We start from the raw sequence: 25689 nt of genomic DNA, 5'->3' as shown, positions 1-25689 counted from the left end.
TCTGACTCCTTGCTGGTGAAGGGTCCGGCCGTAGGCCCCGTGGTCGGTGGTAGGACACCGCCCGGGGCCGCCCCGTTCTCGTACACATTCCGTACACGTGAGAACGGGATCAGCCGGGAATACTTGGGATCTAGCGGGATGCCAAATCCGCAGGTCACCGGCCTATGAGGGTCTTACCGCTGGTCATCGTCAGAGCGCTATAGACCTTGTAATGCGTAGGTCGTCGGTTCGAATCCGACAGGGGGCTCTGGTGAACCCCAGGTCACATAGCCCGTGACCTGGGGTTTTCTGCTGTCCGGGGCGGCTGGCAGGACCGCGGCGCCGTTTTCGCCGTTCGAGGTCAGTCCGACCGTGAGTCCGAGGCGCCGGGCGATGGTGATCAGCCCGGGCAGGTCGGGGTGCAGCGTCGGCTCACCGCCCGTGAAGTGCACTTCGTTCGTCGGTAGGCTGCCTCGGACGGCTGCGAGGGCCGTAGCGAAGTCGGCGTCGGCGGCGATCCGGTCGGGCATGAAGCCGGCGCCGTTGGTGCGGAGGTGGATAGAGACGCGTCCGGTGCGGCCCGGTGTGGCGACGGGTGTTCCCTCGTTGCGGCAGAACGAGCAGGCGGCCGCACGCTTCGATGATCTTCACATGCAGGGTGCGGTCCGGTTTCACTTCCACCGGCACGTCGCTCAGGTCGTGCACGGTGCCCCCTTCTCCGGGCGGCCGGGGCACGGTGCCCCGGCCGGTGTCGCAGGCGCCGGCCTACTCGAAGCGCAGGTCGGTGATGGAGTCCAGGTCGATGCCGTAAAGGCCGTAGACCTTCGTGGTGTTGATCGATGTGAGCCGGTCGGAATCGATGCCCAGCGCGGCGGCGGCCGTCCACACCTGTGTCTCGTCGTCGGCCTCGATCTCCAGGTACGGCGGGATGCGGGGCCACTCGTCGATCTCGAGACGGACAGCGCCGAGGGTGTACGAGGTGCGCCGGTTCTCCTGGTAGCTGCGCGGTGTCAGGCCGGTGAGCCGCAGCAGCGCGGCCGTTTCCTCGAAGTTGTCGACGGTGACCTCGGTCTCGTGGGTCCCGTCGACGGCGTCAGTGGTGATCTGCTTTACGCACAGGGTGACTTCGGTTCCCGTGTCGCGTAGCCGCACCCAGCGGCCGGGGACGGCCGGGATGGTGTCGTACACGTACCGCCGCATGAGGCGTGTCCCGGTCGTGCAGGTGCCGCCGGCCTCGGTGATGAGCCGTGCGGCCTTCGCGAGGTCGATGTCGAGGGCCTTCGCTTCGAACTCAACACCTGACATGGGGTCTCCGATCGCTGGTCGCTGCTGGTGTCCAACGACCGTGCAGCGTAGAAGGCCGCAGCCCGACAACGGCCCTGGGCCATGGGCGGTCGGTTGGAGATCCAGGATGCGCGGTGGTTGCGCGGTGGCGCTCACGGATTGCGGCGGATTGCTGGACGAGGACGTCGGCTGCGGATTGCGCGCAACACGGAGAAGCCCCCAGGCGACCCGTCACGGGCCCGCTGGGGGCTTCCGTCCACGCCTTCGGGAAGGTCCACTCTGCAGGTGTCTCCTGCGCCTCCGGCGTGTACAGCACTTGCTCAGGCTGCTGCTGGAAACCCCGGGTCAGATGCGTTCTGACCTGCGGTTTCATCGTTCGGGGCGGGGCGGGGCGGGGCGGGGCGGGTCAGCCGGTGGTCAGGTCGAAGGACTCCCAGGGGCCGATCGCGGTGCGGTTGGCTGTCAGGGGGCCGGTTCCGTTGTTCGCGGCGCCGACGTACTGGTTGTTGGCCTGGGCGCGCAGGCTGACGGTGCCGTCGGAGTTGTTCACGCGCCGGAAGGTCTCCCAGGGCCCGACGGCGGTGCGGTTGGCGATGAGCGCGTCGGCACCGGCGTTCTCCGCGCAGACGTACCGGCCGTTGGCACGGGCCTTCAGCGCGACGTTGTTGTCGCCGAGGTCGACCAGGTCGAACCGTTCCCAGTCGCCGACGGTGGCGCGGTTGGCGACGAGCGGGTCGGCGCCGGCGTTCTCCGCGCACACGTACTGGCCGTTGCCCCGGGAGCGGAGGCTGACCGTCGGCCCGGTGGGGAGGGAGGTGAGGACGGCTTCCCAGGTCGTGGTGGTGGTGCCGGAGGTGGCGTCGGCGCGGAGGCGGTCGCGGGCGGCGGTGTCGGCGTAGAGGCTCCAGCGCATCCAGTCCACATACGTGGCGACCGTCTGGGTGTGGTTGTAGCCGCTCCATATGTACTGGTCGTGGCCCGTGCCGCGGTGGGTGAGGAACGCTTTGGGGGCGGGCAGTTCCGTGTAGGCCTGGCGCGCGGAGGAGTACTGGCAGACGGAGTCCTGATCGCCGTGGACGAACAGGACGTTGGCCCTGACCGTGGTGCCGGGGTTTCCCATGTCGACACAGGCGAAGGGGACGGCGGCGGCTATCCGGCTGTCCGGCCAGGCGGTGAGTAACCCGTGGGTGGTCATGCCGCCCAGCGAGTGTCCCGCGACGCCGACGCCGGTGGTGGTGTCGAGGTGCCCGGCGAACGGGTCGCCCGCCGTGGTGTTGAGGGCGAGGGTGTTGGTGATGACCTGGGACACGTCCTTGGACTGGTTTCCGTTGTAGACGTCCTGGATGTTGCCCTGGGTGCCGCTGGAGGTGGTGGGGAAGACGGGTGCGGGGACGACGAATCCGGCCTCGGCCAGCGGGCGGATCAGCGGTGCGTAGCTCTCCGGGTTGCCGCCGAGGCCGTGGCTGAACTCGCAGATGGGGAAGACACCGTCGGCGATGGGGGCGCCCACGACGGGATTGCCGCCAGGGTTGCCGGTGGCGGGGTAGAAGATCCGGGTGGTCAGCCGGCGGTTGCCGCGGCTCCAGGCGTACTCCCGCACTCCGATGGCGAAGCGCCGGGTCGGCGCGGCCGCCGGGGTGGACGGGAACGCCGGGGTGGACGAGAACGCCGGGGCGGACGGGAACGCCGTCGCCGCGGGGGCGCCGTACGCATGGACGGCGGCGACGGCTCCCGCTGCGCCCAGTCCCAGGAAGGTGCGTCGGTTCATGGCCATGCGGTGCTCCTTGTCGGACGGTGTCGGGGACAGGGGGCGTTGCGGCGGGTCGGGCAGGGGGCGGTCGAGGCCGGGAGGGCAGGGGGCGGGGTGCTGGCCTGCCCAAGACCCCGCGTGGCGATTGTTCGATATACCGTTCAACGGTCGTCGATCTGGACGGAGATTAGGTTTGGCGTAATGGGGTGTCAATCGCCGGATGTGGTGCCTTACGGTCGCACTTCGCGAGGTCTGAGGCGGCCTTCGAACGGGTCCTCCTTCCGTGCGGCGGAAGGGGGCGCGAAATACCAACGAAAGTCAAAGCGGGAATCGGCGATGCGGGTGATAGTTCCGGTTTGCCGTCGCTCCCGCAGGGGGTCACGTCCGAAACCCAACGAAACCGATCTTCCCGCTCGGTGTCCGGAAAGCTCGGTGGCCGGAAACGGGCTCGCATGGCCCAACCCCTGGCCAAGTCGTTCTGGCCAGGGGTTTCGGGGCGGGTGATCAGTGCTGGGGATGCGGCTGGGAGCGGAACAGCGGCCGCCGTCCGGCAGGGGTGCCCGACGTGAGACGGCCGGCTTCGACGCGCATCCTGACGGCTTGGAACACCTCGATCACGCCGAGGACGATGGCCATGACCCCCACCGCCAGGGTGAGCGCGCCGATCGAGGCGAACGGCGAGACGATCAGCACGATGCCGGCGAGCATGCCGATGATCCCGGTGAACAGCATCCAGCCCCGGGCCGGCGCCTCCGGGGAGGACACCGCCGTGGCCGTCACCATGGTGCCGCGCAGCAGCCAGCTGAAGCCGATCCACAGGGCGAGCAGCAGGATCGACTGCATCGTGCCGCGGAAGCAGATCAGCCCGAGCAGGACGGACAGCGTGCCCGCGAGGAAGTGCAGCGCACGAAGATGCCGGGGGACGTGCGCGCCGAAGGCGGCGGCCAGTTGGAAGACGCCGAGGACCAGCAGGTAGACGCCGAAGAGTACGCCGACGACCCGGAGCGTCTCCTCCGGCCAGGCGAGGACCACGACGCCGAGGGCCAGGGAGGCCAGGCCCGTGACGAGGAGGATCTGCCAGCCCAGGTTCGCCAACGCCGCCAGGCCGCCGGCGGAGGTGTCCTGTGGCTCGGCGCCGTACGGGGACCCGGTGCGGGCGCCTGTCGGGGAATCGGAGGAGGATGTCATACCGCCTCACCCTTCCGGGAGGAGCCGGGATCGGTTCCCTTCCATCGTCACCCCGCCCGGTACCGCCTCGCCCGGTGAGCGAGTGCGCCTCGAAGAAGTCCAGGTCAACCGCCGTGGCCGCGCAGGCGGCGAGCTGTTTCGAGCTGGCCGTCGTCCAGGGGGCGGCCGTCCTCGATGTCCCACAGGGCGTTCTGCAGGACGCGGCCGAGGGTCCAGGCGCGGGCGCGGGGGCGGTCCAGGGCGAGGACGCCGGTCATGGCGTCGAAGCGCCAGAGGACGTCGTCGGGGTCGAAGTGGTTGTCGAGGGCCGGCCACAGTTCGAAGCCGGGGTCGCCGGCCAGGGGCTTGGGGTCGATCGCGAGCCAGGGGGCGCGGTCGGAGGCCAGGACGTTCTCGAAGTGGAGGTCCCAGTGGAGGAGGCGGTCGCCGGGCTCGTCCGCGACTTCGCGTACGGCGGCGGCGCAGTCGGCGACGAGGCGGCGGGCCCCGGGGTCGGGGATCCGGGCGAGTGCCCACGGGGTCTGGTCGAGCATGGCCCGGGCGATGTCGCCGAGGTGGCGCAGGCCGGGCGGGGCGGGGAAGGAGGTGAGGTGGGCGAGGAGTTCCGCGATGGTGACGACGGCCCGGTGGCGGTCCGGTTCCCGGGACAGTGTGCGGGTTTCGTCGAGGCGCTCCAGCAGCATCGTGCCGGTGGGCCCGTCGTGGTCGAGGAGACGGACGGCTCCGTCGCCGTCCCAGGCCCGCAGGGCGACCGGTTCGCCCTCGCTCTCCTCGTCGAGGATCTGGAGCTTGAGGACCGCGGGGGTGCCGTCGGCGCGCCGGACCGGGAGGGCCAGGGCGCAGACGCCGTGCATGGACGGCCCGTCCGTTCTCAGTTCCCAGCGGTCGAGGAAGCGGGCCGTCAGGTCCGGCAGCCCGGCGATGAAGGCGCGGCCCGCCTCCCCGTTGTACTTCTCCTGTGATGCCGCCAGTTCCCGGGGGATGTCGATCACTCTCGGCACGGTAGCCGGGGTGTGCCGGGCGGGGCATGCGGTTTTCACGGCTCCAGGACGACCTTGCCCGTCGTGCCCCGGGTCTCCAGCGCCCGGTGCGCTGCCGCGGCCTCGCTGAGCGGGAAGCGCTGCACGGCCGGGGTGAGGCGACCGGCGGCGGCCTCGGTCAGGGCGCGCAGTTCCAGGGTGCGTACGGGATTGGGGCCGCCGGCCTTCTGGAGCATGAGCGGGCCGAGGACCTGCTCGGAGAGGCCTTCGACGAGGTAGGGCTCGCCGTCGTGGATGCCCTCGCCGGACCAGCCGAAGACGATGTGCCGGCCGCCGGGTGCGAGGAGGGCGACGGCCTCGCGGGCCACGTCGCCGCCGACGCCGTCGAAGACCACGGTCGCCCCCCGGCCGCCGAGGTGGGCGCGGACCTTCGCGGGCCAGGCCGGGTCCTTGTAGTCGACGGCGAGATCGGCACCGTTCGCCTGCACCCGGGCGACCTTCTCCGGCCCGCCCGCGAGGCCGACGACGGTCGCGCCGGCGTTCTTGGCGTACTGCACGAGCAGCGTGCCGACGCCTCCGGCGGCGGCCGGGACGACGGCCACCGAGTCGGGGCCGAGGTCGGCGTACTGGAGGATGCCCATCGTCGTACGGCCCGTGCCGATCATGGCGACGGCCTCGGCGAAGTCCAGGTTCTCCGGGATCTCGTGCAGCCGCTCGGCGTCGGTGACGGCCAGTTCGGCGTAGCCGCCGGGGACGAAGCCGAGGTGGGCGACGACCCGCTTGCCGAGCCATGAGTCCGCGACGCCCTCGCCCAGGGCCTCGACGACTCCGGCGACCTCCCGGCCGGGGATCGTCGGCAGCGGCGTCGGCTCGGGCGCCGGTCCCTGTACGCCCTCGCGCAGGGCGGTGTCCAGGAGGTGGACGCCCGCGGCCCGTACGGCGATGAGGACCTGGCCGGGGCCCGGCCGGGGGTCCTCGACCTGCTCGTAGGTGAGGTTCTCGGCCGGGCCGAAGGCGTGCAGGCGGATGGCGCGCATGACAGCTCCTCACAGGTTCGACTGGTGTGCCCCAGCCGGTTCGACTGATGCGCCAAGCCTCCAACCTCAAGCATGCTTGAGGTCAAGTCCCGTTCGTCGAAGGGCAGGACGACCCTGGTTGTCAGTGGTGGCGTGCAGCATAGGGGCATGGCGAGGAGAGCGGCGGGCGGTAAGGGCGTGAAGGGCGCGCGGCGACCGGAGGTGCGGCTGCCCGTGCCGGCGCCGTACGGGGGCGGTGGGCTGGAGCCGGACGGAGACTACGACGGGCTGGAGTTCCGGGACGCGGACCTCGGCGGGCAGGACGGCTCGGGCGCCCGGTTCATGGACTGCTCGCTGGTGGGCTGTGCGCTGGACGAGACCCGGCTGCACCACGCCCGCGTCCTGGACTCGGCCCTGACCGGCGTCCGGGGCCTCGGTACGGACCTCGCCGAGGCGACCCTGCGGGACGTGGAGCTGACCGACGCCCGCCTGGGCGGGCCGCAGCTGCACGGGGCGGTGCTGGAGCGGGTGCTGATCCGCGGCGGCAAGATCGACTTCCTGAACCTGCGCACGGCCCGGCTCAGGGACGTGGTCTTCGAGGGCTGTGTGCTGGTCGAGCCGGACTTCGGGGGAGCCCGGCTGGAGCGCGTGGAGTTCGTGGACTGCGTACTGAAGGGCGCCGACTTCCATGCGGCGACCCTCACCGACGTCGACCTGCGCGGGGCCGCGTCGCTGGAGATCAGCGCAGGGCTGGACCGGCTGTCGGGGGCGGTGATCAGCACGGCGCAACTGCTGGATCTGGCACCGGTGCTGGCGGTGGAGTGGGGGATCAGGGTGGAGGACTGAGAGCGGGCCGGCGCCCGGGTGCTTCAGGGGACCCTGGGAAAGCGCGCCTGCAACGTCCAGATCGCCGGGTTCTCCGCCAGGTCGTCGTGCAGGTCCGTGAGGTCGGCGATCAGATCGTGCAGGAAGTCCCGGGCCTCGCGGCGCAGTTCGGCGTGGGAGAAGGTCAGGGGGGCCTCCTCGGCCGGCATCCAGTCGGCCTCGATGTCCACCCATCCGAAGCGGCGCTCGAAGAGCATCCGGTCCGTGGATTCCGTGAAGTCCAGCTCCGCCCGCTGCGGCCGGGACGCCCGGGAGCCCGCCGGGTCCCGGTCGATCCGCTCCACGATGTCGCACAGCGCCCACGCGAAGTCGAGCACCGGCACCCATCCCCAGGCTGTGGACACCTCACGGTCCGCCTCGGTGTCCGCCAGGTAGACGTCACCGCAGAACAGGTCGTGCCGCAGGGCGTGGACGTCCGCACGGCGGTAGTCGGTCTGGGGCGGGTCGGGGAAGCGGTTGGAGAGGGCATAGCCGATGTCGAGCACGCAGGTGATGGTGTCATGCGGCCGTAGGATCGCGAGCGTGGCCCGACCCGCACGCCTTCTCCCCGCGCTGACCGCCGTCCCCCTCACCCTCACCCTCGCCGCCCTCACCGCGTGCGGCGCCGGTGTCCACGGCGTCCCGGGCGGCTCCGGCGTGCGGGACCCGTACTTCCCGAAGGCCGGCAACGGCGGCTACGACGTCAGCCACTACGGCCTGCGCCTCGCCTACACCCCGGACGCACACCACCTCACCGGCACGGCCACCCTCACCGCGCGGGCGACGAAGGGCCTGTCCGCCTTCAACCTCGATCTGCGCGGCCTGAAGGTCGAAGCGGTCACCGTCGGCGGCGTGGCGGCCCGCTGGAACCGGGCCGGGCAGGAGCTCACCGTCCGGCCGCGCGACGACATCCGCCAGGGCGAGAGGTTCCGTGTCACGGTCCGCTACTCCGGCGCCCCGGAGACCGTCACCGACCCGGACGGCTCCGAGGAGGGCTGGCTGCGCACCACCGACGGGGTGCTCGCGCTCGGCGAGCCGACCGGTTCGATGACGTGGTTCCCCGGCAATCACCACCCGTCCGACAAGGCGGCGTACGACCTCACAGTGACCGTGCCGCGGGGGCTGCAGGCCGTGTCCAACGGGGAGTTGCGGAGCGAGACGACCGCCAACGGCCGTACGACCTTCCGCTGGCACACCGCCGAGCCCATGGCGAGCTACCTCGCCACGCTCGCGATCGGGGACTTCGACATCAGCCGCTCCAGGACGGGCGACGGCCTGCCCCTGTACACGGCCGTCGACCCGGCGGAGACGGAGGCGAGCCGCCCGGTGCTCGGGCGGATCCCCGAGGTGCTGCGCTGGGCGGAGCGGAGGTTCGGCCCGTATCCCTTCTCCGCCGGCGGGGCGATCGTCGACCGCGCGCCCGAGGTCGGTTACGCCCTGGAGACGCAGAGCCGGCCCGTCTTCCCGGACGCCCCCGACATGACGTTCCTCGTCCACGAGTTCGCCCACCAGTGGTACGGCGACTCCGTCACCCCGCGAAGCTGGCGGGACATGTGGCTCAACGAGGGCTTCGCCACGTACGCGGAGTGGCTGTGGGAGGAGGACCACGGCGGCGAGAGCACGCAGGAGACCTTCGACGCGCTGTACTCCGGCGACTACTTCGACACCGAGGAGGACGGCGAGGCGATCTGGGAGTTCCCGCCCGCGGAGCCGCCGGACGCCGCGCGGATCTCCGAGCCGCCGGTGTACTTGCGCGGCGCGATGGTGCTGCAGCAGGTCCGTCAGGCCGTCGGGGACGACGGGTTCTGGCGGATCCTCCGAGGGTGGGCGGCCGAGTACCGGCACGGCAACGCCGGAACGGACGACTTCACCAGGTTCGTCGAGAAGCAGGCACCGGGCGTGGACTTCGACGGGATCTGGGAGGACTGGCTGTACGGCGAGGGCAAGCCGGAGCGGGGCTGAGGGGGAACGTCGCCGGCGTGTACCGGTGTCGTCGGCTGCCGGTGGTCCGTGGCCGGTCGCGCAGTTCCCCGCGCCCCTGGGCATGCCCCTGAGGGCGTTGGAGCCCCCGGCCCGTTGTCGCGGCCGGGGGCTCCACGCGTGGACGGAGGGTGTCCGTCAGACGTTCACGCCGAAGTCCTGGGCGATGCCGACCAGGCCCGAGGCGTAGCCCTGGCCGACCGCGCGGAACTTCCACTCGGCGCCGTTGCGGTAGAGCTCGCCGAAGACCATGGCCGTCTCCGTCGCCGCGTCCTCCGACAGGTCGTAGCGGGCGATCTCAGCGCCGCCGGCCTGGTTGACGATGCGGATGTAGGCGTTGCGGACCTGGCCGAAGTTCTGCGAGCGGCTCTCCGCGTCGTAGATCGAGACCGGGAAGACGATCTTGTCGATGTCGGCCGGGAGGGCCGCCAGGTTGACGTTGATCGCCTCGTCGTCGCCGGCGCCCTCGCCCGTGCGGTTGTCGCCGGTGTGGACGATCGAGTTGTCCGGGGTCTGCTTGTTGTTGAAGAAGACGAAGTGGGCGTCCGAGTAGACCTTGCCCTGGTTGTTCACCGCGATCGCGGACGCGTCGAGGTCGAAGTCCGTGCCGGTGGTGGTGCGGACGTCCCAGCCGAGGCCCACGGTGACGGCGGTCAGGCCCGGAGCCTCCTTGGTGAGCGAGACGTTGCCACCCTTGGACAGGCTTACAGCCATTGTTGGGAGTCCCTTCCCTCGAATACGTACGGCAAGAAGCTACAGCTATCCCTATGAACGTCGGGGAGCGTACGAGAGGTTCCTGCCCGCTTTGCTTTCTTTACCTTGGATATTCGGGTGACGTGGACCGGGCGGGGGCGGGAACATGAACGGCATGTCCGGTCCCCACGTCATCCGCGGCTCCGTCTCCCTGCCCGAGGCCGAGCTCATGTGGCGTTTCTCGCGGTCGTCCGGGCCGGGCGGGCAGCACGTCAACACCAGTGACTCGCAGGTCGAGCTGAGCTTCGACCTGGCGAAGACCCAGGCGCTGCCCGAGGTGTGGAAGCGGCGGGCGCTGGAGCGGCTCGCCGGGCGCCTGGTGGACGGGGTCGTCACCGTGCGGTCCTCCGAGCACCGCTCCCAGTGGCGCAACCGCGAGGCCGCCGCCGTACGGCTCGCCGCGCTCCTGGCCGAGGCCACCGCGCCCCCGCCCAAGCCCCGCAAGCCGACCCGCGTCCCGCGCGGCATCAACGAGCGCCGCCTGCGGGAGAAGAAGCAGCGCTCGCAGACCAAGCGGGGGCGCTCCGCGCGGGACTGGAGCTGACGCCCCGACGGGCGAGCCCCTACTGGTCCAGCTCCAGCACGCCCACCGTCTGGCCCCCGCTGTTCTCCCCGTCCGCACGGAAGCCGAGCCGCAGGTAGAAGCCCTCGGGGCCGTTCGGCCCCGGGTGCCACGTGACGTAGTACCTCTCGGTGCCGCGCCGGCGCAGCTCGGCGGCGACGGAGTCGACGGCGAAGCGGCCGCACCCCCTGCCCTGCTCACCGGCCGCGATGTTCAGCCGCCACAGGCCGGAACGAATGTCGCTGCCGTCCCCGTACCAGTCGATCCCGAGGCAGGCCATGACGAAGCCGACCGGGCGGTCGCCGTCCACGATCAGGCGGGGCCAGGCGACGCCGGGGTGGACGTAGGCCTCGGCGAGCGACTTCACGACCGGGGCGACCGCATGCTCCTGGTCGGGGCGGACGCGGATGCCGAGGGCGGCGTCGAGGTTCGCCGGAGTGATCTCTTCGAGGCGCGGGCCGGTCGTCGTCATGCGCGCACCCTAGTGCCGCGGCACGCACCGGACGCCGCTCCTTGACGGGCGAACGTTGCCTGCCGCGGCACTAGACAGGCGGCCCGCCCCCGGCGAACGGTTTCTTCAGCCCAACTGCCGGTACCGGCCCCGGAAGTACGTCAGCGGGCCGCCGTCCGCGCTCGGCACCCGGGCCGTCAGGACGCGGCCGATCACCAGCGTGTGGTCGCCGGCCGGCACCCGCTGCTCGGTGCGGCACTCCAGGACGGCCAGGGCGCCGCCGACGAGGGGGGCGCCCGAGTGCTCGCCCCGGGTGTACGGGATGTCGGCGAAGAGCAGACGGTCGCTGACGCGGCCCTTCATGGCGAAGCGGCCCGCGATGTGCCGCTGGCTCTCGGACAGCACCGAGACCGCCCACAGGTCCTGCTCGGCGAGCAGCTCGTCCATGCGGGAGCCCTCGCGCAGGCTCACCAGCACCAGAGGGGGGTCCAGGGACACCGACATGAAGGCCGTGGCCGTCATGCCCACGTCCTCGCTGTCCGGTGCGCCGGGGTCGTCCGGGTCGAGCGGCGGCTCCTGCGCGGTCACCAGGACCACGCCCGAGGCCAGCCGGGACATGGCGGCGCGGAACTCGTCGTTGCTCACCCCCTCAGCATGCCCGGAGGCGGGCGACGGAATGATCGGGGACGTGACAGGGGGAGTGTTCGGCACACCGGAAACGCTAATCTCCGTCCCGCGCGCCCCGCATCGGGCTCCCGGCCGAAACGGGCGAAGCACGGTCCTAGGACCCGCGACCGACCTCTCGCGTAGTTGTGCGCAACACCACAAAAGGCACTCGCCGCCCGCACCGGGAAAACGCAGAAACTCCACGCAGTTGTTCAGGTTTGCCTGTGACTTGAGTCACAAGGGGCGGGAATTGTTGACCCTGTGTACCGAGTGAGCAGCGCGCTGTGATTCAGTGGCGGGGAAGCTGCCAGGACGATACGCCGATGAGAACCCTTGATTCTTGATTCGCTGCGAGGTACTCGGGGGGAGGGCGAGCATGGAGACAGAGTCGGAGCCATACGTCCGTCTTGCGTCCCTGCGACAACTGCACCAGGTCATGGCCGACATGAACACGGCCCGCAGCCTGGCGGACACACTGCAGACCGTCGCGGAGGGCGTGGTCGCCGCCCTCGGGTACGAGCTGGCGTGCGTGAACCTGGTACGGCCGGACGGCGATCTCGTGGTCGCCGCCTTCGCCGGGAACCCCGCCGCCGAGGCCCTCATCACCGGCCGCGTCGGCTCGCGCGAGTCCTGGGACCGCCGCCTGAGCATGGGCGAGCACTGGGGTGACCTGGTGTTCATACCGCACACCGAGGGCTGGGTCCTCGACGACGACGACGTCCCGCAGTGGTACACCGACGGCCCCGCCCCCCGCTTCGAGGACGAGTGGCACCCGGCCGACCGGCTCTTCGCGCCCATGTACGCGCCCGCCCCGAAGGGCAGCGGGACGTGCGGCGAGCTGATCGGCGTGCTGTCCGTGGACCGGCCGCGCAACGGCCGCCGCCCCGGCGCCTGGGGCCGCGAGGCGCTCCAGATGTACGCCTTCCAGGCCGCCATCGCGATCAGCAACGCCCGGCTGCGCGCCAACATGCAGCGCGCCCTGGTCCGGCTGGAGCGCGAGCAGCAGGCGCTGCGGGCCAGCGAGGAGAGCTTCCGGCAGGCCTTCGAGTACGCCCCGTCCGGCATGGCCATCGCCGAGATGGGAGGCGACCAGCACGGCAGGATCCTGCGCACCAACGACGCCCTGTGCCGGCTGCTGGGCCGCCCCGCCTCCGCGATGCGCCGCTATTCGTTCTCCGACCTGGTCCACCCCGAGGACATCGGCACGCTGCTGCGGACCTCCGCGGAGGGCGGCCGGGCCGAGCTCCGCCTCGGCCGCCGCGACGGCACGTACGTCTGGGTCAGCCTGCGCAACAGCGTCGTCGCGGACGCCGCCGACGGGCCGCGGTTCCTGCTCACCCACGTCGAGGACATCGAGGAGCGCAAGCGCCGCGAGCTCCAGCTCGCCCACCGCGCCTCGCACGACTCGCTCACCGGCCTGCCGAACTCCGCCGAGCTGCGCTCCCGGCTGTCCGCCCGGCTGTGCCGGCGCACCGCGCCGCTGCAGCCCGCCGCCGAGTCCCACGACGCCGCCTACGGCCACCCCGCCTTCGACGCGGTCGGCCAGGGCTTCGACTTCGGTTCCGGCGCCGAGCCGTACGACGCCTACGACCACCATGTGCACACCGTCGCCCCGGACGGCGACCACGACGACGGCACCAAGGGTCTCGCCGTGCTCTTCTGCGACCTCGACGGATTCAAGTCGATCAACGACCGGTTCGGGCACAACGCGGGTGACGCGGTCCTCATCGAGGTCGCCCGCCGGCTGAGCAACGGTGTCCGGGACGGCGACACCGTCGCCCGGCTCGGGGGTGACGAATTCGTCATCCTCGCCGACGGGCTCGGCCGCGCCGACGCACAGGACCTCGCGGTCCGCCTCCGCAACGAGATCATCCAGCCGATCCGCGCCGAGGGCCGGGCCGTCCGGGTGGGCGCCAGCTTCGGCATCGGATGGGCACACTGTGGAATGACGGCGGACGAAGTGTTGAAATCCGCTGACGAGCGGATGTACGTCGAGAAACGATCTCGTCCCAAACAACACAGACGCGCTGGGTGAACCCCAGGTCAGCGAGTGCATGCGGTCCGAGTCACCCGTTTGGGTCACTGGGAGCGGGTAGGCTCGCGTTCTCGACCGTACTTCTGCTGCACCGCACTTGACTGAGGAGACCTAGGGATGACGCCCGGCAACAACGGCGCGAGCACGCCCGAGGACGACGACCCGTTCGGCTACCTCTACGCCGACGGGCAGGCCAACGGGGCCCAGCCGCCGTCCAGTGGCTACGGCTACCCGAACTCGGTCAACCGGGTGCGTGCGGTCGGCACACGCCAGTACGGCCAGCAGGCGACCCAGCAGGCGCAGACGGCGGCCTACGGCCAGCCGAACGCGCACTACGCGGCGCCGGAGACGCTTCCCGGGGGTGCTCCCGCCGCCCAGCATCAGACGCCGGCGGGCGGTGGCGGCGGCCGGGGCGGCCGCGGTCCCAACACCAAGGGCCTGCTGATCGGCGCGATCGCGGTGGTCGCCGCGGTCGTGATCGGCATCGGCGTGGCCATGGTCGGCGGCGACAAGGACAAGGACCAGCCCGACAACCAGGCGAACCCGGGACCGACCCAGTCCCAGGCCTCGAAGCCGAGCCCCTCCAAGAGCAGCGGTGGCGCCGCGAAGGAGGAGGAGCTGCCGGCGGCCGACGCCAAGACCCTCAGGCTCTCGCCCGGCATGGCGACCGCCACGGACGTCAAGGGGGCCCAGGCCGAGGGCGGTGTCTACGTCACAGGGTTCAACCAGCCCGGTGCCTCGGTCACCTGGAGCGTCGACGGCATCCCGAAGGCGGGCAAGTACACCGTGTACGTCGGCTACAGCGTGCCCGGCAAGGACCAGAACGCCACCCTCACGGTCAACGGCACGCCTTCCGAGCGGCCGGTCGACCTGAAGAACTGGACGCACGCCCCCGAGGGTGACTTCGAGAAGGGCTGGACGAAGACGTACAACTACGTCCAGCTCAACAAGGGCACCAACACGATCAAGGTCTCCTGCGAGCAGGGCAACCAGTGCGACGCCCTCCTCGACCGCATGTGGCTGGTGAAGGGCTGGGTCGACAGCAAGAGCTGACCCTGCCGGCGTCTGCGGGGCGCGAGGGCTTTCAGGCCGCCGACGCCTCGCCGGTCACCGCCACCCGCCCCAGCAGCTCCTGGTAGTGGCTCGGGTCGAACTCCCCGGCCACCGGTGCTGCCACCGTCGCCGCCGCGAGGGCCGTCGCCCGGGCCAGGCGGTCCGGCCAGGGGAGCTGTTCGATCAGGCCCGAGAGCAGGCCCGCGACCGCCGAGTCGCCGGCTCCTGCCGGGTTGCCTCGCACAGGGGCCGGGGGAGTGGCGTGCCAGCGGCCGAACCGGGTGACGGCCAGGAGGCCGTCGGGGCCGAGGGACGCGACCACCGCGCCCGCGCCCCGGCGGCGGGCGTCCTGGGTGGCGCGCAGGGGGTCGTGGGAACCGGTCAGTTCCGCCAGTTCGTCGGCGTTGGGCTTGATGATGTCGGGGCGGGCCGCGACGCCCCGGCGCAGGGGTTCGCCGCTGGTGTCGAGGAGGACCGGGATCCCGGAGGAGCGGGCCGTCCGGATCAGGCCCGCGTACGCGCCGACCGGGACGCCCGGCGGCAGGCTGCCGCACAGGGCCACCGCCGAGGCGGAGGGGAGCAGGCCCGCGTAGGCCTCCTGGAAGGCCGACCATTCGGCGGACGTGACCGTCGGGCCCGGCTCGTTGAGCTGGGTCGTGTCGCCGGTCCGGTCGTCGACCACGGCTATCGTGCGGCGGGTCGCGCCCGCGACCGGCACCAGCGCGTCGACCACTCCCGGCACGGATGCCAGCTTCTCCCGCACGACCCGCCCCGTCGCACCGCCCGTGAAGCCGGTCACCGTCACCTCGTGCCCGAGGGCGGCCAGGACCCGGGCCACGTTGACGCCCTTGCCGCCGGGGCGTTCGGTCACCTCGGAGACGCGGTGGGTGGTGTGCGGCCTGAGGGACCGTATGCGATAGGTGATGTCGAGAGCGGTGTTCAGCGTGACCGTGAGGATCACCTGGGCCGACCTCCCCCCGGGACGCGCTTGTTGCCGTGAACGTTCCCTGATCATGCCAAAGAGACGGCGGCCGGCCCAGTCCTGGAGTCGGCCACCGTCACTCGACTGCGGGACGGATCAGCCCAGTTGGGGACCGACCACCCATTCGCCGCGGCGCATCACGCCCTTCAGGTCGAAATCGGCGTCCAGCAGGACCAGGTCCGCGTCCCTGCCGGGTTCCAGGGAGCCGATCCGGTCGGACATGCCGAGCAGGCGGGCGGGGGTCGCCGAGAGTGCCCGCACCGTGTCCTCGACGGACAGGCCGTCGACCGTGACCGCCCGCTTGAAGGCGCGGTCCAGGGTGAGGGTCGAGCCGGCGATCGTGCCGTCCGACGCCAGCCGGGCCACGCCGTCCGCGACCTCCACCTCCAGCGTGCCCAGCCAGTAGCGGCCGTCGCCGAAACCGGCCGCGTCCATCGCGTCGGTGATGAACGCGACCCGGTCGGCGCCCGCGTGGTGGAACGCCAGCTGGAGGGCGGCGGGGTGCAGGTGTGTACCGTCGTTGACCAGCTCGACCGTGATCCGGTCGTCCTCCAGGAGCGCCGCGATGGGACCGGGGGAGCGGTGGCCGAGCGGTGGCATCGCGTTGAAGAGGTGGGTGGCGACCGTGGCGCCCGCGTCGATGGCCGAGAGGGTCTGCTCGTAGGTGGCGTCCGTGTGGCCGATCGCCGCGATCACGCCGCGCTCGGCCAGGAGGCGCACGGAGTCCAGGCCGCCGGGCAGCTCCGTGGCCAGCGTGAGCATCTTCGCCTGGCCCCGGGCCGCGTCGAGCAGTTCGCGGACGTCCGCGGGGTGCGGGTCGCGCAGCAGTTCCTCGGCGTGGGCGCCCTTGCGGCAGGGGGAGATGAACGGGCCCTCGAAGTGGATGCCGGCGATCTCGCCCTGCTCGGCCAGTTCGCTCAGCAGGCCCGCGCGCCGGGTGAGGAAGTCCATGTCACCGGTGACGGTGGAGGCGAGCAGGGTGGTCGTGCCGTGCTCGCGGTGTGAGTGGATGCCCTTGAGGACGTCGTCGACCGACCCGGAGGTGAAGGAGGCTCCGCCTCCGCCGTGGTTGTGGAGGTCGACGAAGCCGGGGACGACGTAGTGGCCGGTCACGTCGATGAAGTGGGCGTTCTCCGGGGCCGTGTGGCCGATGCGGGTGCCGTCGATGACCAACTGCCCGTTGTGGACCGTTTCCGTGGGGAGGACCACTGTCGCACCGGTCAGCACCGTGGGCTGTCCGGCCGTCGGGGGGTGCGGGTGCGCGGGGGCTGATCGCGCAGTTCCCCGCGCCCCTGGGGTATCGGTCATCAGGCAGTTACCTCCATGCGGTCGGTTCGGTCAAGGAGATCCCAGGCCAGGAGCCCGGCGCCCAGACATCCGGCCGCGTCCCCCAGCGCCGCGGGGACGATCGTCGGCTGTTTCTGGAAGGTGACGCGGCGGCCGATGGCTTCGCGCAGGGGTGTGAAGAGGGTTTCGCCCGCCTCCGCCAGGCCTCCGCCGATGATCAGGGTGCGCGGGTCCAGCAGGGTCAGGGCCGTGACCAGGCCGTCGGCCAGGGCGTCCACGGCGTCCTGCCAGACCGCCCGGGCCTTCGGGTCGCCGGAGTCGACGGCCTTCGCGCAGTCCGCCGCGTCCGCGCCCGGGCCACCGGAGGCCGCCGCCCAGGCCTCGCTCACGGCCGCCGCCGACGCGAAGCGCTCCAGGCAGCCGCGCTGGCCGCACGGGCAGGCGGCTCCGCCGGGGCGTACGACGATGTGGCCGATCTCGCCCGCGAAGCCGTGCGCGCCCGCCTCGACCCGGCCGTCGACGCCGATGGCGCCCGCGATGCCGGTGCCCAGCGCCACGAACAGGAACCGGTCGGCGCCCCGGCCCGCGCCCACCCGGCCCTCGGCCAGGCCGCCGGTGCGTACGTCGTGGCCGAGCGCCACCGGGACGCCCAGCCGCTCCGCGAGGAGTTCGCGCAGGGGCACGTCGCGCCAGCCGAGGTTCGCCGCGTAGACGGCGGTGCCGCGCGCCTCGTCGACGATGCCGGGCACGGCCACCCCGGCGGCGGACGCGGGCGTGCCGAAGTGCTCGGAGCCGTACGCGCGCAGCTCGGCGGCGAAGTCGAGGATGCTCGCGACGACGGCCCGCGGGCCCTGCTCGCGGCCGGTGACCCGGCGGGCCCGGTGCAGCACCTGGCCGTCCGGTCCGGCCAGGGCGGCCTTCATTCCGGTGCCGCCCACGTCGAGGGCGATGACATGTCTCACGGAGAACAGTGTGACCCGGGGACCCGCGAGAGGTCTAGTCCACTCACGTGGTGTAGACCTTATTCCGAATATCGAAAAATTTCGGTGGCGGCCACGTCACCGGTGTGGGCGGCGACGCCAGGGTTGGGGAAGAGCAGCGGTGCAGCGGCGGCGGATGGCAGGAACGATCGCGGTGGTGTCCGCACTGGGCATGACGGCGGTCCTCGGCGGCTGCGGAATGTCGGGCGGCTCGGCCGACGTGACCCTGAAGCTGGTCGCGGCCGACTACGGCGACAGTGCCGCCAACAGCTCGCGGAAGTACTGGGACAAGCTGGTGGAGGAGTACGAGGCCGACCACCCAGGTGTGAAGATCGACGTCAGCGTCTACTCCTGGAACGATGTCGACCGCAAGGTCAGGGAGATGGTCGCCGCCGGTGACCCGCCGGACATGGCGCAGATCGGCGCGTACGCCGACTACGCGGACCGCAACCAGCTCTACAAGGCCGACGACCTGCTCTCCATACCCGTGCAGGCCGACTTCGTCGGGCAGCTGGCCACCGCGGGACAGGTCAGGGGCGTGCAGTACGGCATGCCGTTCGCCTCCTCCACCCGCGTGCTCTTCTACAACAAGAGCCTCTTCGCCAAGGCCGGCATCACCCCGCCCGAGACCTGGGACGACCTGGCCGAGGACGCCGAGGCGCTCAAGGCCGAGGGGGTGAAGTACCCCTACGCGCTCCCCCTCGGCCCGGAGGAGGCGCAGGCCGAGACCCTGCAGTGGATGCTCAGCGGCGGGGGCGCCTACACCGACACCGTGGGCAGCTACGGCATCGACTCCCCGGAGAACGTCGACACCTTCTCCTGGCTCAAGGACGAACTGGTCGGCAAGGGACTGACCGGGCCGGTCGCGCCCGGCGAGCTCAACCGGGCCGACGCGTTCGCCGCCTTCGCGAAGGGTGAGGTCGGCATGCTCAACGGCCACCCGTCCCTGGCGAAGATCGCCGCCAGGAAGGGCGCCAAGTACGGCATCGTGCCGACGCCGGGCAAGGAGGGGACGACCAGGTCCACGCTCGGTGTCGCGGACTGGATGACGGCCTTCCGCAAGAACGGCCATCGCGACCAGGTCGGAGACTTCCTCGACTTCGTCTACAGCGAGCGGAACGTGCTGGCCTTCTCCCGCGAGTACGACCTGCTGCCGGTCACCAGCTCCGCGTCCGAGACCATGGCCACCTCCGGCCGGGACCGGCACCTCAAGACGTTCCTGGACGAGCTGCCGGCCTCCGAGCTCTACCCGGTCGGCAAGACCTCCTGGGCGGGCGTCAGCGCCCAGGTGAAGCAGCAGATCGGCAAGGCGGTCGCCCCCGGCGTCAGCCCCTCCGGCGTCCTTGGCCGGCTCCAGGCGGCGGCGAGCCGGGCGGAGAGCGCGGAGTAGGGCCGCTGTCGGTGGCGGGCGTTACGGTGCCGGACATGGACGAGGAGTACGACCCGACGCGGCTCGGGCGCAGGGAGCGGGACATCCTCGCGCTCGAACGCCGCGGTTTCCCCGGCCCCGGAGCGAAGGAACGTGCCGTCCGGGAGGAGCTGGGCCTCGCCCCCGTGCGCTACTACCAGCTCCTCAACGCCCTGCTGGACGACCCGCGGGCCCTGGCCCACGACCCGGTGACGGTGAACCGGCTGCGGCGGATACGGGAGACGCGGCGGGCGGAACGCTGAGGGGGCCTGGGCCGTCCGGCGGGTGCGGGTGCGTGGGGGTTGTTCGCGCCCCGCGGCGGAGCCGCATATCGGCACCGCCCCGCGCCCCCTGAGGTGAGTGCGGTCACCGTTCCTGACGAGGGTCCTGGGCGTCCGGCCGTCGCGGGTGCGGGCGCGTCGTGGCTGGTCGCGCAGTTCCCCGCGCCCCCTGGGGTGAGTGCGGTCGTCGTTCGTGACGACCGTCAGGTGGACCTTCAGCCGAGGCGGGCCGCCAGGGTGCCGAGGAGGCGTACGACGCCCTCGGGGCCGTCCACCACCAGGTCCGCCCGTTCCCTCAGCTCGGTCACCTCGGCGCTGCCGCTGCACACCAGCAGGCCCGGGGTGCCGTCCGCGCGCAGCTTGTCGACGGCGGAGTAGGCGGGCAGGTCGCCCAGGTCGTCGCCGGCGAAGAGGACGGACCCGGCGCCGATCTCCCGGGCGAACCCGGTGAGCGCGACGCCCTTGTCCATGCCGGGCGGGCGCAGTTCCAGGACCATGCGGCCGGGCTCGACGATCAGGCCGTGCCGGTGCGCGAGGCCGGCGAGCGGTTCGCGCAGGGAGTCGAGGGCGGCCTGCGGATCGGCGGCCCGGCGGGTGTGCACGGCCACCGCCCGGCCCTTCTCCTCGATCCAGGTGCCCTGCGACGCGCCGAGCCGGTCGAGGAGCTCGGGCAGCTCGGTACGGGCCGCGGCCACGCCCGGGTGCGGGGCGGGGGCGCTGACCTCGCCGCTGCGGGCGTCCCACCGCTCGGCGCCGTAGTGCCCGAGCACGACGAGGTGCTCAAGGCCGGGGGCGTCCGCGAAACCGCCGTTGCGCACGGCGACCTCGGCGGGCCGCCCGGTGATCACCGCAACGGCGGCCACCTTCGGCGCGAGCGCGGCCAGCGCGGTCAGCGCCTCGGGGTGCGCCCGGGCCTGCTCGGGGTCGGCCACGATCGGCGCGAGCGTCCCGTCGAAGTCCAGCGCGATCAGGGCCTTGCCGGGCCGGGCGAGGATGGCGTCGAGGCCGTCCCGGCCGGGGGCCGTGGTCGGCGTCGGCAGCGCGGAGCCGGTGGAGCCGGTCATCACTGATCAGCCCTCAGCGCCTCGAGCTGGTCCAGGAACCACCGCGTCGGCGGCAGCGCCGTCCCCGCCGCCGCCAGGCGCTTGCTCCGCTCGGCCCGCTCCTCCGGGCGCATCGACAGCGCCTCGTGCAGCGCGGCCGCCGTGCCCGTGATGTCGTACGGGTTCACCGTGATCGCGTCCTCGCCGAGCTCCTCGTACGCCCCGGCCTCCCGCGACAGCACCAGCGCGCAGCCCGCGTCGGAGACCAGCGGGACCTCCTTGGCGACGAGGTTCATGCCGTCGCGGATGGGGTTGACGAGCGCCACGTCGGCCAGCCGGTACGCGGCCAGCGAGCGGGCGAAGTCGTCCTTGAGGTTCAGGAGGATCGGGGTCCACCCCGGTGTCCCGTACTCGGCGTTGATCTCGTCCGCCAGCCGCCGCACCTCGGCCGTGTAGTCCCGGTACACCGCCAGGTCCTGCCGGGACGGATACGCGAAGGCGACGTGCACCACGCGCTCGCGCCACTCGGCGTGGGTCTGAAGCAGCCGGCGGTAGGCCAGCAGGCCGCGCACGATGTTCTTCGACAGCTCGGTGCGGTCGACCCGGACGATGGTGCGGCGGGCACCGCCGTCCGGAGCCGGGCCGATCTCCTCCCGCAGCGCCGCCATCCGCTCCTCGACGTCCCGCTCGTGCGACCGCCTGCGCAGGAAGTCCGCGTCGGCCCCCAGTCCGTGGACGCCGATCCGGGTGCCCCCGAGCCCGCCCGCGAACCGCTCGGCGCACGCCGTGAACGCGTCCGCCCAGCGCTGCGTGAGGAAGCCCAGCCGGTCCGCGCCCAGCATGCCGCTCAGCACCTGCCCGGCCACGTCGTCCGGCAGCATCCGGAAGTACTCGGGCGGCGCCCACGGCGTGTGCGAGAAGTGGCCGATGCGCAGGTCCGGCCGCAGCTCGCGGAGCATGCCCGGGACCAGCGTCAGGTGGTAGTCCTGCACCACGACCGCCGCGCCCCGCGCCGCCTCCGCGGCCAGCGCCTCGGCGAAAGCGCGGTTGTACGTCTCGTACGACGCCCACTGCCGCCGGAACTCCGCGTCGAAGACCGGCTCCAGCGGCGTCTGGTACAGCATGTGGTGCACGAACCACAGCACCGAGTTCGCGATGCCGTTGTAGGCGTCCGCGTGCACGTCCGCCGGGATGTCCAGCATCCGCACGCCGTCCTCACCGACGCCCCGCCGGACCGCCTCCCGGTCGCCGTCGGACAGCGCCGAGCACACCCACAGCGTGTCCGCGTCCGAGCCGATCGCGGACAGTCCGGAGACCAGCCCGCCGCCGCCGCGCTTGGCGTTCAGCGAACCGTCCTCGCCGACCGTGTAGGAGACCGGGCCACGGTTGGAGGCCACCAGAACCCGTGCAGAACCGTACGTCGCACCCATAGGCCTCAACCTAGCCCGGCCTGTAAACGCTCAAACGTACGGACCTGCCTCGTCCGGCCGAAAACCAGCCCGGTCAGGCCGCTCTCCGCGCCTGGTACTCGGCGATCTCCGCCATCGGCGGGCGCTCCTCGGTGTCGACGGAGTAGGTGCGCGGCTCGAAGCCGTCCGGGCCCCGCTCGAACTGCGTCAGGGAAGGCCGGACCAGATGCCCGCGGGCCAGCCGCAGCTGGGCCGTGCGGTAGATCGCGGCGGCCATCCGGCCCAGCGCCTGCCCGTCCTGGTGCCGGTGCTTGCGCACCCCGACGTCCACCTGGGCGAGGGCGTCCAGACCCACCAGGTGCAGGGCGTCGACCAGCATGCCCAGCTCGACGCCGTACCCGACGGGGAACGGCAGCTGCTCCAGCAGCGAGCGGCGGGCCGCGTACTCGCCGCCGAGCGGCTGCACGAACCCGGCCAGCTGCGGCCAGTGCAGGTTGAGCAGCGGCCTGGCCATCAGCTCCGTGACCCGGCCGCCCTGCCCGGCCGCGCCTTGCAGGGGGCGGTCGTACATGCCCTTCACCAGGTCGACGTCCGGGTCGGTGAGCAGCGGGCCGACGATCCCGGAGACGAACTCGGACGAGAAGTCCTTGAGGTCGGCGTCGACGAAGCAGACGACGTCCCCGCGGGTGACGAGAAGTGAACGCCACAGCACCTCGCCCTTGCCGGGCACGGCCGGCAGGCGCGGGAGTATCGCGTCCCGGTGCACCACCGTCGCGCCCGCGGCGGCGGCGACCTCCGAGGTGCGGTCGGTCGACCCCGAGTCGACGACGACCAGCTCGTCGACGAGCGGGACCTGCCGCATCAGGTCGTGTCGGATGACGGCGACGATGTCGCCGACCGTCTCCTCCTCGTTGAGGGCGGGCAGCACGACGCTCACCGTCTGGCCGGTGCGCTGCTTGGCGGCCAGTATCCGGTGGAGCGGGCGATCGGATGCGGACCAGGAACGGGTGCCCAGCCAGCGCTCGACTTCTTCCAGCACCGTGGCGGCTCCTTAGCGTTCTCTCGGCGGGGACGGACTGTGAGCCGTCTCGCGGTTCGGACGACTATCTCAACTGTCCTGGTCGTCGGTTACAGTCTTGAACAAGGCGGATGACCATCGCATGTCCGGGGTCAGCCGCCGTTCACAACCACATACAGCTCATCCAGAGGGGCAGAGGGAAACGGCCCGATGAAGCCCCGGCAACCCTCCAGTCGGTACTCGTAGGTCACTGTCGACCCCATGCGCGAGGCTCCCGGCTCGGGAAGGTGCCAAATCCGTCTCACGGCGAGATGCGTCGTGAGGAAGATGAGGAGAAAGGGCCTCGCCTCACATGGCTGTGCAGACTGTTGCAAGCACCACCGAATCCACCGTGGACCTCGGCCCCGCCGCCGCCCTGAGCTGCCGCGAGTGCGGTCACCGCGTGCCTCTCGGCCCGGTCTTCGCGTGCGAGGAGTGTTTCGGCCCGCTGGAGATCGCCTACGACTTCTCGGCCTACGACACCGAGGAGCTGCGTAAGCGCATCGAGTCGGGCCCCTCGAACATCTGGCGCTACGCCCCCCTGCTGCCCGTCCCCGCGGACGTGGCGACCAAGCCGAACATCAACCCCGGCTGGACCCAGCTCGTCAAGGCCGACAACCTCGCCCGTGAGCTCGGCGTCGACGAGGGCAAGCTGTTCGTCAAGGACGACTCCGGCAACCCGACGCACTCCTTCAAGGACCGGGTCGTCGCCCAGGCGCTGGAGGCGGCGCGCGCCTTCGGTTTCACCACCCTCTCCTGCTCCTCGACCGGCAACCTCGCCGGTGCGGTGGGTGCGGCCGCGGCCCGGGCCGGCTTCCGGTCCTGCGTGTTCATCCCGCACGACCTGGAGCAGGGCAAGGTCGTCATGGCCGCGGTCTACGGCGGCGAGCTCGTCGGCATCGAGGGCAACTACGACGACGTGAACCGTTTCTGCTCCGAGCTGATCGGCGACCCGGCCGGTGAGGGCTGGGGCTTCGTCAACGTCAACCTGCGGCCCTACTACGCGGAGGGTTCCAAGACCCTCGCGTACGAGATCTGCGAGCAGCTGGGCTGGCGGCTCCCGGACCAGCTGGTCGTGCCGATCGCCTCGGGGTCGCAGCTCACGAAGATCGACAAGGGTCTGCAGGAGCTGATCAAGCTCGGTCTGGTTGAGGACAAGCCGTACAAGATCTTCGGTGCCCAGGCCGAGGGCTGCTCGCCGGTGTCGACGGCGTTCAAGGCCGGACACGACGTCGTCCGCCCGCAGAAGCCGGACACCATCGCCAAGTCGCTGGCGATCGGCAACCCGGCGGACGGGCCGTACGTGCTGGACATCGCGCGGCGTACGGGTGGTTTCGTGGAGGACGTGACGGACGAGCAGGTCGTCGACGCGATCAAGGTCCTTGCCAGGACCGAGGGGATCTTCGCGGAGACCGCCGGCGGGGTGACGGTGGGTGTGACGCGCAAGCTGATCGAGAACGGGGTGCTCGACCCGGCGAAGAGCACGGTGGTGCTGAATACCGGGGATGGTCTGAAGACGCTGGACGCGGTGGCGGGCACGGGGCTGACTGCGACCATTCGGCCCAACCTGGACTCGTTCCGGGATGCCGGACTCGCCTGATCGTTGTTCGCTGCGGGCCGGTGGGGGCTGGTCGCGCAGTTCCCCGCGCCCCTGAGGGCGCGCCCCTTCCGTAGCTTCAATAAAACCGGAGGTCATGTTCCGATGAGCGTCACCGTTCGCATCCCCACCATCCTGCGTACCTACACCGGCGGTCAGGCCGAGGTGTCCGCCGAAGGGGCGACCCTCGGGGAGGTCATCGCCGATCTGGAGAAGAACCACACGGGGATCGCCGCCCGGGTGCTGGACGACCAGGGCAAGCTGCGCCGGTTCGTCAACGTGTACGTCAACGACGACGACGTGCGGTTCGAGCAGGGGCTGGAGACGGCGACGCCGGACGGTGCCGGCGTGTCGATCATCCCCGCCGTCGCCGGTGGCTGAACCGGTCGGCCGACCCGTTTGTTACCTTCGGTAACTGCGGTGACTGAGAGTTCATTGAATTGCCCCCTCCGTGAGAGAAGCGGAGGGGGCAATTCAGTGTGATTGAGCGCGGTACAGTTGGGGAACGCGCTCCCGGTCCGCTGATCGAGAGCCCTTAATTTCTGCCGCGGACCCGACCAGATGTAGCCAAAGTGTGTCGGTCTTTCGCGGCTTTTGTTCCCTTTGTGTGGCCCGACTTGCCCTGAAGTCTGGCGAATTCTCCCCACATTCCGGATGCTGTGCGTCCGGAATTCTCGTCCGATTGACCTGTTGCAGACGGCAGTTGGACAGATACATTCAGCCGCGGTCGACGCGTTCCGGCGCACGCCCCCAACCGTGGGGGGTGAGGTCTGACCCGGGTCCGCGAAGTGTGGATCTGTGCAAGGGCCAGTAATAGGGGAGTTAGGCATGGCTCAGGGCACCGTCAAGTGGTTCAACGCGGAGAAGGGGTACGGCTTCATCGCGGTCGACGGTGGTGCGGATGTTTTCGTCCACTACAGCGCGATCCAGATGGACGGCTACCGCACCCTGGAAGAGGGCCAGCGGGTCGAGTTCGAGATCTCGCAGGGCCAGAAGGGTCCGCAGGCCGACATGGTTCGCGTCTCTGCCTGAACGCGCACCACGACCAACGCTCAGGCGACCGGTCTTCTCAGAAGGGCCCGCA

25 protein-coding genes, 1 pseudogene and 1 riboswitch are annotated in these 25689 nt (G+C 71.3%); of the genes and pseudogenes, 10 read left to right on the top strand and 16 right to left on the bottom strand.

Features of this window, described 5'->3' with window-relative positions:
• Positions 1-245: 245 nt before the first annotated feature.
• The 6 genes and pseudogenes from IE212_RS18940 to IE212_RS18915 form a co-directional block, all read right to left on the bottom strand.
• Positions 246-684 (bottom strand): annotated as a pseudogene (locus tag IE212_RS18940) (radical SAM protein); the annotation flags it as partial.
• A 60-nt stretch (positions 685-744) separates the two neighbouring features.
• Positions 745-1284, bottom strand: coding sequence for a class IV adenylate cyclase (locus tag IE212_RS18935; RefSeq protein ID WP_190199058.1), 540 nt, complete (start codon positions 1282-1284; stop codon positions 745-747).
• 385 nt (positions 1285-1669) lie between these two features.
• Positions 1670-3037, bottom strand: a complete 1368-nt coding sequence (locus IE212_RS18930; protein ID WP_190199057.1) for a poly(ethylene terephthalate) hydrolase family protein — start codon at positions 3035-3037, stop codon at positions 1670-1672.
• Positions 3038-3517: 480 nt separating this feature from the next.
• Positions 3518-4201, bottom strand: coding sequence for an HdeD family acid-resistance protein (locus IE212_RS18925; RefSeq protein ID WP_190199056.1), 684 nt, complete (start codon positions 4199-4201; stop codon positions 3518-3520).
• Positions 4202-4305: 104 nt separating this feature from the next.
• Positions 4306-5202, bottom strand: a complete 897-nt coding sequence (locus tag IE212_RS18920) for an aminoglycoside phosphotransferase family protein (protein ID WP_373301407.1) — start codon at positions 5200-5202, stop codon at positions 4306-4308.
• A gap of 35 nt (positions 5203-5237) precedes the next feature.
• Positions 5238-6218: a zinc-binding dehydrogenase gene (locus tag IE212_RS18915; protein ID WP_190199054.1), complete on the bottom strand. Its 981-nt coding sequence runs from the start codon at positions 6216-6218 to the stop codon at positions 5238-5240.
• Positions 6219-6365: 147 nt separating this feature from the next.
• Here IE212_RS18915 and IE212_RS18910 point away from each other — a divergent pair, with 147 nt between their 5' ends.
• Entirely contained in the window at positions 6366-7043 is a 678-nt protein-coding gene (locus IE212_RS18910; protein ID WP_190199053.1) for a pentapeptide repeat-containing protein, read from the top strand.
• A 23-nt stretch (positions 7044-7066) separates the two neighbouring features.
• On the opposite strand, the gene IE212_RS18905 is transcribed toward IE212_RS18910, so the two are convergent.
• Positions 7067-7567, bottom strand: coding sequence for a hypothetical protein (locus tag IE212_RS18905; protein ID WP_190199052.1), 501 nt, complete (start codon positions 7565-7567; stop codon positions 7067-7069).
• A 7-nt stretch (positions 7568-7574) separates the two neighbouring features.
• Between IE212_RS18905 and IE212_RS18900 the strand changes: the two genes are divergently transcribed.
• Positions 7575-9023: a M1 family metallopeptidase gene (locus IE212_RS18900; RefSeq protein WP_190199195.1), complete on the top strand. Its 1449-nt coding sequence runs from the start codon at positions 7575-7577 to the stop codon at positions 9021-9023.
• A 156-nt stretch (positions 9024-9179) separates the two neighbouring features.
• Here the strand turns inward: IE212_RS18900 and IE212_RS18895 are convergent, their stop codons facing one another.
• Positions 9180-9755, bottom strand: a complete 576-nt coding sequence (locus tag IE212_RS18895) for a TerD family protein (RefSeq protein ID WP_190199051.1) — start codon at positions 9753-9755, stop codon at positions 9180-9182.
• Positions 9756-9900: 145 nt separating this feature from the next.
• On the opposite strand from IE212_RS18895, the gene arfB reads away from it, so the two are divergent.
• Positions 9901-10338, top strand: a complete 438-nt coding sequence (arfB, locus tag IE212_RS18890; protein WP_190199050.1) for an alternative ribosome rescue aminoacyl-tRNA hydrolase ArfB — start codon at positions 9901-9903, stop codon at positions 10336-10338.
• A gap of 19 nt (positions 10339-10357) precedes the next feature.
• On the opposite strand, the gene IE212_RS18885 is transcribed toward arfB, so the two are convergent.
• Complete coding sequence (locus IE212_RS18885) at positions 10358-10828, bottom strand: GNAT family N-acetyltransferase (protein ID WP_190199049.1); 471 nt, start codon at positions 10826-10828, stop codon at positions 10358-10360.
• A gap of 105 nt (positions 10829-10933) precedes the next feature.
• Positions 10934-11518, bottom strand: coding sequence for a flavin reductase family protein (locus IE212_RS18880; RefSeq protein WP_190199048.1), 585 nt, complete (start codon positions 11516-11518; stop codon positions 10934-10936).
• Positions 11519-11849: 331 nt separating this feature from the next.
• On the opposite strand from IE212_RS18880, the gene cdgB reads away from it, so the two are divergent.
• Entirely contained in the window at positions 11850-13508 is a 1659-nt protein-coding gene (gene cdgB / locus IE212_RS18875) for a diguanylate cyclase CdgB (protein ID WP_190199047.1), read from the top strand.
• A gap of 117 nt (positions 13509-13625) precedes the next feature.
• Positions 13626-14561, top strand: coding sequence for a CBM35 domain-containing protein (locus tag IE212_RS18870; protein ID WP_190199046.1), 936 nt, complete (start codon positions 13626-13628; stop codon positions 14559-14561).
• A gap of 31 nt (positions 14562-14592) precedes the next feature.
• Here the strand turns inward: IE212_RS18870 and IE212_RS18865 are convergent, their stop codons facing one another.
• From IE212_RS18865 to IE212_RS18855, 3 genes are all read right to left on the bottom strand, one after another.
• Entirely contained in the window at positions 14593-15522 is a 930-nt protein-coding gene (locus IE212_RS18865; protein WP_190199045.1) for a 1-phosphofructokinase family hexose kinase, read from the bottom strand.
• Between the two features lie 117 nt (positions 15523-15639).
• Positions 15640-16770: an N-acetylglucosamine-6-phosphate deacetylase gene (gene nagA, locus IE212_RS18860; RefSeq protein WP_190199194.1), complete on the bottom strand. Its 1131-nt coding sequence runs from the start codon at positions 16768-16770 to the stop codon at positions 15640-15642.
• 80 nt (positions 16771-16850) lie between these two features.
• On the bottom strand, positions 16851-17792 hold the full coding sequence (locus IE212_RS18855) for an ROK family protein (RefSeq protein ID WP_190199044.1): 942 nt from the start codon (positions 17790-17792) through the stop codon (positions 16851-16853).
• A 154-nt stretch (positions 17793-17946) separates the two neighbouring features.
• On the opposite strand from IE212_RS18855, the gene IE212_RS18850 reads away from it, so the two are divergent.
• Both IE212_RS18850 and IE212_RS18845 read left to right on the top strand, forming a co-directional pair.
• Entirely contained in the window at positions 17947-19200 is a 1254-nt protein-coding gene (locus IE212_RS18850) for an ABC transporter substrate-binding protein (RefSeq protein WP_190199043.1), read from the top strand.
• A gap of 35 nt (positions 19201-19235) precedes the next feature.
• On the top strand, positions 19236-19481 hold the full coding sequence (locus tag IE212_RS18845) for a DUF3263 domain-containing protein (RefSeq protein ID WP_190199042.1): 246 nt from the start codon (positions 19236-19238) through the stop codon (positions 19479-19481).
• 233 nt (positions 19482-19714) lie between these two features.
• Here IE212_RS18845 and otsB read toward each other — a convergent pair whose 3' ends face one another.
• The 3 genes from otsB to IE212_RS18830 form a co-directional block, all read right to left on the bottom strand.
• Positions 19715-20563 (bottom strand): trehalose-phosphatase, encoded by an 849-nt coding sequence (gene otsB, locus IE212_RS18840; RefSeq protein ID WP_190199041.1) that lies wholly within the window; start codon positions 20561-20563, stop codon positions 19715-19717.
• Positions 20563-21972 carry an alpha,alpha-trehalose-phosphate synthase (UDP-forming) gene (locus IE212_RS18835; protein ID WP_190199040.1) on the bottom strand — a complete coding sequence of 470 codons (1410 nt, stop codon included), beginning with the start codon at positions 21970-21972 and terminating at the stop codon, positions 20563-20565. The genes otsB and IE212_RS18835 overlap by 1 nt, the downstream gene beginning before the upstream one ends.
• 73 nt (positions 21973-22045) lie before the next feature.
• On the bottom strand, positions 22046-22990 hold the full coding sequence (locus tag IE212_RS18830) for a glucosyl-3-phosphoglycerate synthase (protein ID WP_190199039.1): 945 nt from the start codon (positions 22988-22990) through the stop codon (positions 22046-22048).
• A 156-nt stretch (positions 22991-23146) separates the two neighbouring features.
• A riboswitch (SAM riboswitch) is annotated at positions 23147-23303 on the top strand.
• An 18-nt stretch (positions 23304-23321) separates the two neighbouring features.
• On the opposite strand from IE212_RS18830, the gene thrC reads away from it, so the two are divergent.
• The 3 genes from thrC to IE212_RS18815 all read left to right on the top strand — a co-directional run bounded on the left by thrC (position 23322) and on the right by IE212_RS18815 (position 25637).
• A complete protein-coding gene (gene thrC / locus IE212_RS18825; protein ID WP_190199038.1) occupies positions 23322-24608 on the top strand; it encodes a threonine synthase in 1287 nt (428 codons plus the stop codon).
• Positions 24609-24710: 102 nt separating this feature from the next.
• Positions 24711-24986 (top strand): ubiquitin-like small modifier protein 1, encoded by a 276-nt coding sequence (locus IE212_RS18820; protein ID WP_141312348.1) that lies wholly within the window; start codon positions 24711-24713, stop codon positions 24984-24986.
• Positions 24987-25433: 447 nt separating this feature from the next.
• Positions 25434-25637 (top strand): cold-shock protein, encoded by a 204-nt coding sequence (locus tag IE212_RS18815; protein ID WP_010035953.1) that lies wholly within the window; start codon positions 25434-25436, stop codon positions 25635-25637.
• Positions 25638-25689 lie beyond the last annotated feature (52 nt).

The sequence above is a fragment of the Streptomyces djakartensis genome, assembly GCF_014651075.1.
In the GTDB taxonomy this organism is placed as follows: domain Bacteria; phylum Actinomycetota; class Actinomycetes; order Streptomycetales; family Streptomycetaceae; genus Streptomyces; species Streptomyces djakartensis.
Note: the sequence above shows the minus strand (reverse complement) of the source record. Positions and strands in the feature narration are given on the sequence as shown.